Genomic DNA, 10999 nt, shown 5'->3' with positions numbered 1-10999 from the left:
TGGTCCAGACCTTATCACTCTTTTGCTAACTCATTCTCCAGCCAGTCGGCAATCTCCTGTATTTTATCCGGCGTTGCGCCTAAATGAAAAGCACCGCCAGGGGCAAGGCGCAGGGCAGGGCCGTGGTCACATTGACCAAGACATACAATTTCTTCAACTGCAATATCGAGATGACGCAGGGCCAGTTCTTGCCTTAGGAGAAGTAACGTTTCCTTACTTCCCCGCAACGCGCAAGAAGGGCGGCCCCCCACTCTCACGTTTGTACAAATATATAGTTTTTTCAATATACTAGCACCCTTGACTAAACGATACCCAGCTTAAAATCTACACATGCAGTTAAGTAATCAACCTCTTTTGATTTCTCAACACACAAAATCCTACAAATTTTATCTAAAAAACTTCAATTGCAGTTGCAAGGCATTTTTAGAGAAGAAAAATGAATCGCAGTCGTATTAATGAAAACCTCAGAAATTAAACATATTTACCATGTGAATTTATTTTCTTTCACACAAAAAGACCAGAACTAAGCCTCCAGAATTTTTCGGCCCAAGTCTGTTAACTTACAAACCAGCCAATCAGGTTTGAGCGGATTTGTAAACCATGGTTCGGCCCAACCATTTCGGATACAGCTTTTGACGGTTTGTGGATTGACCTGTTGTCCAAATTCATCAAACAGCGGCAGCTTGCCTCCAGCCTGCTTCAGTCCACGAGACAACCATTTCCGTTGTGTCTGTGATGGTTTTTCGCCATCATACTGTCCAGTGCTTTCCATTTTGTCCTTTGTCATGGCAATCTCATTTTGCAAACGTCAAGGATAGCTTATGGTACTGCGAAAGGGCATTTTGTCCAAGCTTTATACATACCGCCCTTGAAACAGAGGGCAGCGTGCCTGAGATAGAGGAGACCTCATATGAAAGCCGTTACCCTATATGTGACCTGTAGCGATCAGAGCGAAGCACGCGCAATCGCCCAACAATTGATCAAAGAACGCCTGGTCGCCTGCGTTAATATCCTGCCAGCCATCCAGTCCTTATACTGGTGGAATGATGCCGTCCAAGATGATTCGGAAACGGCTTTTTTTGCCAAGACCACACCAACTCATGTTGATCGAGCCATCGAAAGGATAGGGGAGCTTCATAGCTATGACTGTCCCTGCGTGGTCTCTCTCCCCATTGAAAAAGGCAATCCGGATTACCTCAAATGGATTGCCGAACAGACCCTGAAAAAGGACTGAAAACGGGAATATTTTCAGTCCTGTCTATTTCGCACCCGTTATATTTTTCTAAAGTTTTACGGTTGCACTGGCCTGCGCTGCTATTCCTTCAGAACGGCCTGTAAAACCCAATTTTTCCGTCGTTGTCCCCTTAACACTGACACGATCAATGGAAATACCCGCAATTTCAGCAATTTTCTGACGCATGGCATCGCGGTGCGGGCCAATCTTGGGGCGTTCACAAATAATCGTCAGGTCCAGGTGGCAGATGGTTCCCTTTTTTTCAGCAACCAAATCACAGGCTTTTTTCAAAAAACGGTCCGAAGAGACACCTTTCCACTGCATATCACTCGGTGGGAAGTGGCTTCCAATATCCCCTTGCGCAATCGCGCCTAAGATTGCATCAGTTAAGGCATGTAAAGCAACATCAGCATCTGAATGCCCCGACAAACCATGAGTATGCGGAACTTCAACACCGCACAGGGTTACAAAATCACCTTCGGCAAAACGATGAACATCAAACCCTGTGCCATTGCGAAATTCCAGATCCATTTTCATCATCCTTTGCGCCCGCCCCATATCATCCGGGGTTGTAATTTTCAGGTTATCTTCATGCCCCAAAACGAAAGTAATCTGCTTGCCAACCGCTTCCATCACAGCAGCATCATCGGTTAGTTCACATCCCTTTTGGCTTTGATGGGCCCCATAAATATCAGGAAATAAAAAGCCCTGTGGCGTTTGTGCCCGCCATAAGTTTGAGCGATCAACCGTCCCCACGCATAAGCCCTGCTTCTCTTTTTTAAGGGTATCAGAAACGGGCAGGGCAGGTATAACACCTTGACCCTCTTTAACTTTATCAATCACCCGGTCAATGACATCAGCCTTGACAAATGGGCGGGCTGCATCATGGATTAAAACCAGATCCGGTTCCAGTTCAGCCAGACTTTCAAGCCCCTGACGAACAGAATCCTGACGTGTCGCCCCCCCATGAACAGGAGCCAACAGTTCCAGACCTTCCACAGCCGAATCGTACAGCCCATAATCATCAGGATGAATAATCACACGCACCCCTGATATACGGGGATGAGACAAAAAAGCTTGGACCGTATGGAAAAGCACAGGCTTTCCAGCCAGCTCACAATATTGCTTGGGCAGTTCTGAGCCAAAGCGGCTTCCACGCCCGCCCGCAACAATAATGGCATAAATCTGTTTCATCTAAGGTCAGGACCTAGTTAATTTACGGAATTTGTAGAAAATGACGCAAAGGCCATAATCAATGACTTTTGAAAGAGAAATACTCTTCCTGCAAGTCATTTCCTTACCTAGCGACATTTTTCACAAACCAAACTCAATAAATTAAGGGACTCCCCCTATGAAACAATAGCTATTGCATCCAACGCCCACATAAGGCTAGATACTGAGACTATGTTACAATCAATGATCTTCAGCTTCAGTGCTGTACTCGCTCTGGCCGTACCTGCACTCTATTTTTTTAAAGAACCGAAAGAGCAGGGGAAGACCTTCTGGTCTCTGTTAGCCGTTGCTCTTGCCGGATCACTCAGCTGGACATTGGTACAACTCTCCGGTGAATGGCGCACCTCCTTGTCATTGGCCATATGGGTGACAATTTCGGCCAGCGCCGTTTGCTTTGCCCTGACATGTGCACTCACCCGCCTGGCCTGGCGTCTCAGCCCCTTGTTGATGCCCTATCTGGCCGCGATGGGCCTGTGGGCGCTGCTTTGGTCAGCCTTTCCCGGTCAAACCATTGAAAGTGAAGGGGCCATCAGCAACTGGATTATATTCCACATTGCGATTTCCGTCTTCACTTATGCTATGGCAACCATTGCCGCCGTTGCCGCGCTCAGTGCCTTTTTGGTTGAACGTGCACTCAAAACCAAACGCCCAACCAAGCTTAGCCGCATTTTACCATCCGTTGTCGATAGTGAAAGCCTGCTGGTGCGTCTTTTAATCGCATGTGAAATTGTTCTGGCCCTTGGGCTCCTTTCCGGCATGGGGGTTTCCATGATGGAAACAGGCACATTGCTGACAGCCGATCACAAAAGCCTCTTTTCCATCGCTGCCTTTATCGCCATTGCAGCCCTGTTGTGGGCCCATCATCACAGTGGCATGCGCGGACGTAAAGCTGCCCGCCTTGTTCTGGTTGCCTATCTGTTGCTCAGCCTTGGTTTTCTGGGCGTTAAGTTCGTCACAGACATTATGATGGCGTAGAGTCAGGACCTTACTCAATCCTTTTTTATAGAAACGTGAAACCTCTTCTACTTACGTATAAGAGGCTCAGTTTTATGTTGCAGCGCGTCCTATAATTGCCTATAGTTTGTGCAGTTATTATTCATGATTAAATTTTAGACAATGAAGATTGGCAATATCACCTTAGAAAGCCCGGTGATCCTGGCCCCTATGTCAGGTGTCACCGATATGCCTTTTCGCAAACTAGTTAAAAAGTTTGGTACCGGACTCGTTGTCTCTGAAATGATTGCCAGTCAGGAGATGCTCCGCGCCTCCACCAAGACACAGAAAATGGCAACCCCATGCGAAGACGAAAACCCCATTGCCGTTCAATTGGCGGGAACAGACCCCGAAATCATGGCCGAAGCCGCCAAGATGAACGAAGCACGCGGGGCCGATATCATTGATATCAACATGGGCTGCCCTGTGAAAAAAGTCGTGAAATCCTATGCAGGTTCCGCCTTGATGCGAAATGAAAAACTCGCCGGCGAAATCATGCAAGCTGTCAAAAAAGCAGTCAGCGTCCCTGTCACCGTCAAAATGCGACTGGGCTGGGACGAAGAAAGCCTGAACGCTGTCACCCTTGCAAAAATGGCTGAAGATGCAGGACTTTCCTGCGTCACCATTCACGGGCGTACACGCAATCAAATGTATGGCGGGCACGCCAACTGGGCTGCGATTGCACCGATTAAACAAGCTGTTTCCATTCCCGTCATTGGCAATGGCGACATCAACACATTGGAAGATGTCGATCAGATGCGCACCCAATCCGGTGTTGATGGCGTCATGATTGGTCGCGGTGCCTATGGTCGTCCCTGGTTTCTTAAACAGGTCATGGACTATCTGAACGATGGCAGCATCACAGAACCGCCATCTTTGGAAGAACAGCGCGATATTGTACTGGAACATTATCAGGCCATGCTTGCCCATTATGGGGAACATGTTGGCGTACGTCATGCACGCAAACATCTCGGCTGGTACTGCAAGGGACTGAAAGATGCCACTCATTTCAGAAATGAGATCATGAAGCTTGCCACTCCGCAAGAAGTCACGCAAAAAATTCATGATTTTTACACAGCCAATATTGAAAGAAAGGTGGCCTGAACCATGCCTGCTGACCCCATTTCATTTGATGGCGAAATTATTTTAAATTCTGTTTCCTCCTGCGTCTTTGTCATTGATGAGAAAGGCATCATGCGTTTCATCAACACAAGTGGTGAACAGCTTCTTCAAGCCAGCGCAACCTATTTAGCCGGACGCAATCTTGATGAATTTATCCCCCATGACAGCCCCATTCTTGCCCTGATCCAGCAAGCCCGCATTGATCAGGCCAATGTCTCTGAAAATGGCGTCAATCTGGAATCCCCACGCTTGGGTAAACAGCTGGTCAATGCCAATGCCTCGCCCCTGATTGAAGATCCGTCCCTGATCATCCTGACTCTGACCAAACGCTCCTTGGCAGATCAAATTGCACGACAACTGAAACACAGGTCTGCGGCACGCACAATTACTGCCATGTCTGCCATGCTGGCCCATGAAATTAAAAACCCGCTTTCCGGCATTCGCGGGGCTGCACAACTTCTGGAAACGACAGCCAATGACGATGACAAGACCCTGACACGCCTGATCACCGATGAAACAGACCGGATTTGCGCCCTTGTTGACCGTATGGAAAATTTTTCAGACGGACGTCCCATCAAACGGGAAGCCGTCAACATCCACCAGGTTTTGGAACATGTACGCCACCTTGCCCAAAATGGTTTTGGTAAACATGTACGTTTCATTGAACAATACGACCCTTCTTTGCCTCCGGTATTTGGCAATAAGGACAATCTCATTCAGATCATCCTTAATCTTGTGAAAAATGCCAGCGAGGCCGCCACACAGGATACAGCAGAAATCACCATCACCACCGCCTATCAACATGGCGTGCGTCTGGCCGTACCCGGATCAAACACCCGTGTGCATCTCCCCCTGATGGTTTCCATTCAGGACAATGGCCCCGGCATCCCTGAAGACCTGCGCTCCCAACTATTTGAACCCTTTGTCACCACCAAAGCCAAAGGCAGCGGCCTTGGCCTCGCCTTGGTTGCCAAAATGATCGGTGATCACGGTGGGCTGATTGAATGTGAAAGCGAGCCAAAGAAAACCGTCTTTCGCATTATGCTGCCCATGTATTCAGAAAAACTCCACGGCCCCCTTGATACCCAAAAGGAAAAACAATCATGACTGCCACAATCCTAATTGCCGATGACGATGCTGCCATTCGTACCGTCCTCAATCAGGCCCTGGGGCGGGCAGGTTATGAAGTTCGTGTTACCGGAAATGCCTCCACCCTATGGCGATGGGTCAGTGAAGGGGAAGGGGATTTGGTCATTACCGATGTGGTCATGCCTGACGAAAATGGTCTTGACCTGATCCCACGCATCAAAAAAATCCGCCCCGAACTGCGCTGCATTGTTATGAGTGCACAAAACACCCTGATGACAGCGGTGCGCGCAACCGAACGCGGGGCCTTTGAATACCTCCCCAAACCCTTTGACCTCAACGAACTTACATCCGTTGTCAAACGCGCCCTTGAAACGCCACAGCCGTGCAAACCCGCTGCCGTTTCAGATGATAATATGGAAGAAGAACTCCCCTTAATCGGGCGTTCTGCGGCTATGCAGGATATCTATCGCACGCTGGCCCGCCTGATGGGAACCGACCTGTCGGTGATGATTACCGGGGAGTCTGGTACAGGTAAAGAGCTGGTTGCACGCGCCCTTCATGATTACGGCAAACGCCGCAACGGAAATTTCGTCGCCCTGAACATGGCCGCCATCCCGAAAGAACTGATTGAAAGTGAACTGTTTGGCCATGAAAAAGGCTCCTTTACAGGGGCAACCAACCGTAAATCCGGCCGCTTTGAACAGGCCGAAGGCGGCACCCTGTTTTTAGATGAAATCGGCGATATGCCAGCAGAAGCCCAAACCCGTCTGTTGCGCGTTTTACAAGAAGGGGAATTCACCACAGTCGGGGGCAGCACGCCCATTAAGGCCAATGTCCGCATTGTGGCTGCAACCCACCGCGATTTGCGCAGCCTGATCCGTCAGGGACTCTTTCGCGAAGATTTATATTATCGTCTCAACGTTGTGCCCATTCGCTTACCCCCTTTGCGTGAACGCACAGAAGATATTCCAGAACTGGCTAATCACTTTCTCAGCCTTGTTGCAGAAGAGGGGCTGCCTTGGAAAACCATTGAGGGAACAGCCCTTGACCGCCTGAAACAACATAACTGGCCGGGCAACGTGCGCGAACTTGAAAACATCATTCGCCGCCTTGCAGCCCTTTATTCGCAAGAAACCATCACACTGGAAGTCATCCAGCAGGAATTGGCTGAACTCAGCGCCCAAAGTGCCTCTGGCGGTGGTGAAAGCGACCCAGACAACCTGTCTGCTGCCGTTGAATATCACCTACGTTCTTATTTTGATGCCCATGATGATGGCTTGCCACCACCGGGACTTTATGACCGCATATTAAAAGAGATTGAAAGACCTTTAATCTCAATGACTTTAGAAGCGACAAACGGCAATCAGATCAAATCCTCTCAAGTCCTGGGACTGAACCGGAATACCCTTCGCAAAAAAATCCGCGAACTCAACATTCCAATCACGAAAAATGCCGGGAAATAAAATTACCGACACAAACGCAACAGGTGTTGCATTTGCGCAACAACTAAGGCTAAACTCCCACCTAAATACATCAGTTATAACTCTTTGATTTTACGCAAATACGTCGTCGTAATTTTTAATCAAAATTACTCGGGATTTGCTATATCTATGGTGGGAACCCGTTTTAAGGGGAATGTATGTCGGTATCTTTACCTAAATCCAGCGCAGATCAACTCACAAAATTTCTGATCTGGTTTCGCCGCACCGGGCTAGGGCGCAAGCTGGCCTTTTTACTGGTTATTTCAACCATCTTTTCTGGGCTGGCAACTTTTATTGCCATGAGTAGCTCAGGACCGGGGGAATCTGACCCGTCCCTCATCCTGAATCTTCTTTATGTCGATGCCGTTCTTATGCTTTTGCTGGGCACATTAATCATCCGCCGACTGATTAACCTGAAAATACAGCATTCACGTGGTATTGCGGGGTCAAAACTGCATACCCGGCTGGTTCTGTTCTTTAGCTTACTGGCTGTTACACCTGCCATTCTTGTTGCTATTTTTGCAGGTCTTTACCTGAATTTGGGCATGCAGTCCTGGTTTAACGAACGTGTTTCAACAGCGCTCAGTTCCTCACAAACTGTCGCAGAAGCCTATCGCGAGGAACATATCCGTTCCATTCAAATTGATGCCTTGTCTATGGCAAATGCCCTCAACCGCAACGCACCACAACTTTCTCGTTCGACCTATTCCCTAAAACGGGAACTGATCCGTCTGGCACAGGAAAAAAACCTAGTCGAAGCTGCAATTTTAGACGGGCAGGGACGTGTTCTGGCACATACAGCCCTAACCCTGAGCCTTGCCTTTGATACCATTGATCGCGAAGTCTTTGAAAAGGCCAACAACCGGGATGTGGTAATCACTTATGAGCCACGAAATGACCGCGCACGCGCCGTGGTAAAACTTGAACGTTATATTGATACCTACCTGTTTATCGGTCGTTTCATTCCACCGGAAATCAGTGGGTCAATTGAACGGGTTCATAATGCCTATTCCCAATATTCAGAACTGGAAAAACGCCGGGAAGGCATTCATATCAGCTTTGTCATGATCTTTATGATCATTGCCTTCATGCTGTTACTGGCTGCTGCCTGGCTGGGCATGACCTTTGCCAACCAGATGGTGCGCCCGTTGACAGACTTGATTGAAGGCAGCGAGCGCATCCGAAAAGGCGACCTGGCTGTACGGGTGGATAAGGAACATAGTGCAGATGAAATTGGCATGCTGGGCCGCGCCTTTAACCGAATGGCCGAACAGCTCGAAGCCCAGCGCGACAGCCTGATTGAAGCCAACAGAGAAATGGCTGAACGCCACCGTTTTACCGAAACCGTTCTGGATGGTGTCTCTGCCGGAGTGATCGGGATTGACCCGGAAGGCTTTATTCACTTACCCAACCGTTTTGCCAGCCTGTTTTTGCAAACTGAAATTGGGCATCTGATGGGCCAGCCCTTGCGTGACGTCTTACCCGAACTGGAAGACCTGCTGTCCAAAGTTTCGCTCAAACCCAATCGACCCGCTCAGGAAGAAATCAAGCTTTTGCGCAATGGACAAGTCCGTATCATCAATGCCAGTATTGCCGCAGAATGGGTGGAAGATGACCTGATCGGTTATGTGCTGACCTTTGATGATATTACCGAACTACAAAGTGCTGAACGTCGCGCAGCCTGGGCCAATGTGGCACGGCGGATTGCACACGAGATTAAAAACCCGCTGACCCCAATTCAACTGTCAGCAGAACGCCTAAAACGTAAATATCTCAAAGACATTGAAAATGACCCTGACACATTCTCCATGTGTACAGAAACCATCATTCGCCAAGTCGAAGACATGCGCAATATGGTCGATGAATTTTCCTCTTTTGCCCGCATGCCCCGTCCGGTGTTGAAAAAAGAGAACATTGAGGAACTCTGTGGGGAAATTATTTTCCTTGAGAAAAACCGAACGGAGCTGGTCGACTATGAGCTGGAACTGCCTGAAAACGGTGCTGTATTACTGTGTGATCGCAAACAAATCTCGCGTTTGCTGACCAATCTGGTGAAAAATGCTGCCGAAGGGATTTTCAGCAAATATGACATGGACCCGGATGATCCGGTGAAAGAAGGGATGGATGCTCCATTGGGCACCGTTGCCCTATCTTTAAGTGAAGAAAGTAACGAAATCATAATTAAAATTTCTGATAATGGCATTGGCTTCCCTGAGGATGAACGCGAAAAGCTGACAGACCCATATGTCACCACCCGAACCAAAGGAACAGGTCTGGGCTTGGCTATCGCGAAAAAAATCATGGAGGAACATCAGGGGCAATTGACTCTGAAAGACCGAGAAGGGGGAGGAGCATTGGTTGAACTGCGCTTCCCCGAATTTGAAGAACATGGGCAAAAAAACCCACAAGAAGAACAAGAGGACCCGATGGCAATGACAGTAAGGTTGGTAACAGATGGCGCATGATATTCTGATCGTTGATGACGAAGCCGACATTCGCATGCTGACCTCAGGCATCCTTGAAGATGAAGGCTATGAAACCCGCGAAGCCGGTGGCGACACTCAAGCTCTTGAGCTGGTCAAGACACGTCGGCCCAGCCTTGTTTTGCTGGATATCTGGTTACAAGGCAGCCGTCTGGATGGGCTTGGCATTTTAAAAGCCCTGAAAAAAGACCATCCAGACCTGCCCGTTGTGATGATGAGTGGTCACGGCACGATTGAGACAGCCGTGAAAGCCCTGCATGACGGTGCCTATGATTTCATTGAAAAACCCTTTAAAACAGACCGTCTTCTTATGGCTGTAGAACGCGCTCTGGAAACAGCCGACCTTCGTCGTGAAAATGCGGAGCTCCGTACCCGTGGGGCTGTTGAAAACCAATTGGTTGGCAGTTCAAGCCGGATTAACCAGTTACGCCAAGCCGTTGAAAAGGTGGCCGTATCCAACAGTCGTGTATTGATTAACGGCCCGGCCGGTTGCGGTAAAGAAGTGGCCGCGCGCCATCTCCATTTGCAATCCAAACGCGCCAAAGGCCCCTTTGTGGTTCTTAATTGCGCAACAATGGAATCTGATAAAGTTGAAAGCGAACTCTTCGGGGTTGAAGCCAATGGTCAGCCCGGTAAGGTCGGTTTTTTTGAACAGGCCCATAATGGGACGCTACTCCTTGATGAAGTCAGTGACATGCCCGCAGAAACTCAGGGCAAGATTGTACGGGTTCTTCAAGAACAACGTTTCTTACGTGTAGGAGGCACGACCCCTGTAGAAGTCGATGTGCGTGTTGTTGCCTCCAGTTCCAAAGACCTCAGCCTTGAAATGGCAGAAGGGCGTTTTCGCGAAGATTTATTTTATCGCTTAAGTGTTGTGCCGATTGATATTCCTTCACTGGCAGATCATCGTGATGACATCTCAACACTGGCGGAATATTTCATGCATAAAACAGCTGATTCATTGGGGCATGCACCACGCAGTTTCAGCGATGATGCTTTAGCCGCCATGCAAGCCTACGAATGGCCCGGTAATGTACGTGAACTACGCAATGTGGTGGAACGTGTCCTGATTATGGCCCCAGGCGATGCCAGCCAGCCGATTAAATCAGACATGCTGCCCCGAGAAGTCACCGCACAGGATTCTGAAACCTTGAAATGGGACCAAACCAGTGAAATTATGGGCCTGCCACTACGCGATGCCCGTGAAATTTTCGAACGGGAATATCTTAGTACCCAAATCAATCGTTTTGGCGGGAATATCTCTAAAACAGCAAGCTTTGTCGGCATGGAACGTTCAGCACTTCATCGCAAACTGAAATCCCTGAACCTGACGGCCGATGAAAAAGCCAAGGCATAAGATAGGA

At 48.7% G+C, this 10999-nt stretch carries 10 protein-coding genes; 7 read left to right on the top strand and 3 right to left on the bottom strand.

Annotation, left to right across the window (positions count from 1 at the left end; all coding sequences use genetic code 11):
- Positions 1 to 14: 14 nt before the first annotated feature.
- Both E4K71_RS06040 and E4K71_RS06035 read right to left on the bottom strand, forming a co-directional pair.
- Positions 15 to 284 (bottom strand): (2Fe-2S) ferredoxin domain-containing protein, encoded by a 270-nt coding sequence (locus E4K71_RS06040; RefSeq protein WP_167730317.1) that lies wholly within the window; start codon positions 282 to 284, stop codon positions 15 to 17.
- Positions 285 to 523: 239 nt separating this feature from the next.
- Complete coding sequence (locus tag E4K71_RS06035; RefSeq protein WP_346504514.1) at positions 524 to 787, bottom strand: hypothetical protein; 264 nt, start codon at positions 785 to 787, stop codon at positions 524 to 526.
- Positions 788 to 910: 123 nt separating this feature from the next.
- On the opposite strand from E4K71_RS06035, the gene cutA reads away from it, so the two are divergent.
- Positions 911 to 1234: a divalent-cation tolerance protein CutA gene (gene cutA, locus E4K71_RS06030; RefSeq protein WP_135077731.1), complete on the top strand. Its 324-nt coding sequence runs from the start codon at positions 911 to 913 to the stop codon at positions 1232 to 1234.
- Positions 1235 to 1282: 48 nt separating this feature from the next.
- Here cutA and E4K71_RS06025 read toward each other — a convergent pair whose 3' ends face one another.
- Complete coding sequence (locus tag E4K71_RS06025) at positions 1283 to 2428, bottom strand: bifunctional 2-C-methyl-D-erythritol 4-phosphate cytidylyltransferase/2-C-methyl-D-erythritol 2,4-cyclodiphosphate synthase (RefSeq protein ID WP_135077729.1); 1146 nt, start codon at positions 2426 to 2428, stop codon at positions 1283 to 1285.
- Between the two features lie 210 nt (positions 2429 to 2638).
- Between E4K71_RS06025 and ccsA the strand changes: the two genes are divergently transcribed.
- The 6 genes from ccsA to E4K71_RS05995 all read left to right on the top strand — a co-directional run bounded on the left by ccsA (position 2639) and on the right by E4K71_RS05995 (position 10992).
- Complete coding sequence (ccsA, locus tag E4K71_RS06020) at positions 2639 to 3442, top strand: cytochrome c biogenesis protein CcsA (RefSeq protein WP_135077728.1); 804 nt, start codon at positions 2639 to 2641, stop codon at positions 3440 to 3442.
- Between the two features lie 141 nt (positions 3443 to 3583).
- Positions 3584 to 4564, top strand: coding sequence for a tRNA dihydrouridine synthase DusB (gene dusB, locus E4K71_RS06015; protein ID WP_135077726.1), 981 nt, complete (start codon positions 3584 to 3586; stop codon positions 4562 to 4564).
- Positions 4565 to 4567: 3 nt separating this feature from the next.
- A complete protein-coding gene (locus E4K71_RS06010) occupies positions 4568 to 5689 on the top strand; it encodes an ATP-binding protein (protein WP_135077724.1) in 1122 nt (373 codons plus the stop codon).
- Positions 5686 to 7134 carry a nitrogen regulation protein NR(I) gene (gene ntrC / locus E4K71_RS06005; protein WP_206201961.1) on the top strand — a complete coding sequence of 483 codons (1449 nt, stop codon included), beginning with the start codon at positions 5686 to 5688 and terminating at the stop codon, positions 7132 to 7134. The genes E4K71_RS06010 and ntrC overlap by 4 nt, the downstream gene beginning before the upstream one ends.
- Positions 7135 to 7310: 176 nt before the next feature.
- A complete protein-coding gene (locus E4K71_RS06000; protein WP_135077720.1) occupies positions 7311 to 9617 on the top strand; it encodes a PAS domain-containing sensor histidine kinase in 2307 nt (768 codons plus the stop codon).
- On the top strand, positions 9607 to 10992 hold the full coding sequence (locus tag E4K71_RS05995; RefSeq protein ID WP_135077718.1) for a sigma-54 dependent transcriptional regulator: 1386 nt from the start codon (positions 9607 to 9609) through the stop codon (positions 10990 to 10992). Before E4K71_RS06000 ends, E4K71_RS05995 begins: the two co-directional genes overlap by 11 nt.
- Positions 10993 to 10999: the final 7 nt, after the last annotated feature.

Source organism: Terasakiella sp. SH-1, assembly GCF_004564135.1.
Taxonomy (GTDB): Bacteria; Pseudomonadota; Alphaproteobacteria; order Rhodospirillales; family Terasakiellaceae; genus Terasakiella.
Note: the sequence above shows the minus strand (reverse complement) of the source record. Positions and strands in the feature narration are given on the sequence as shown.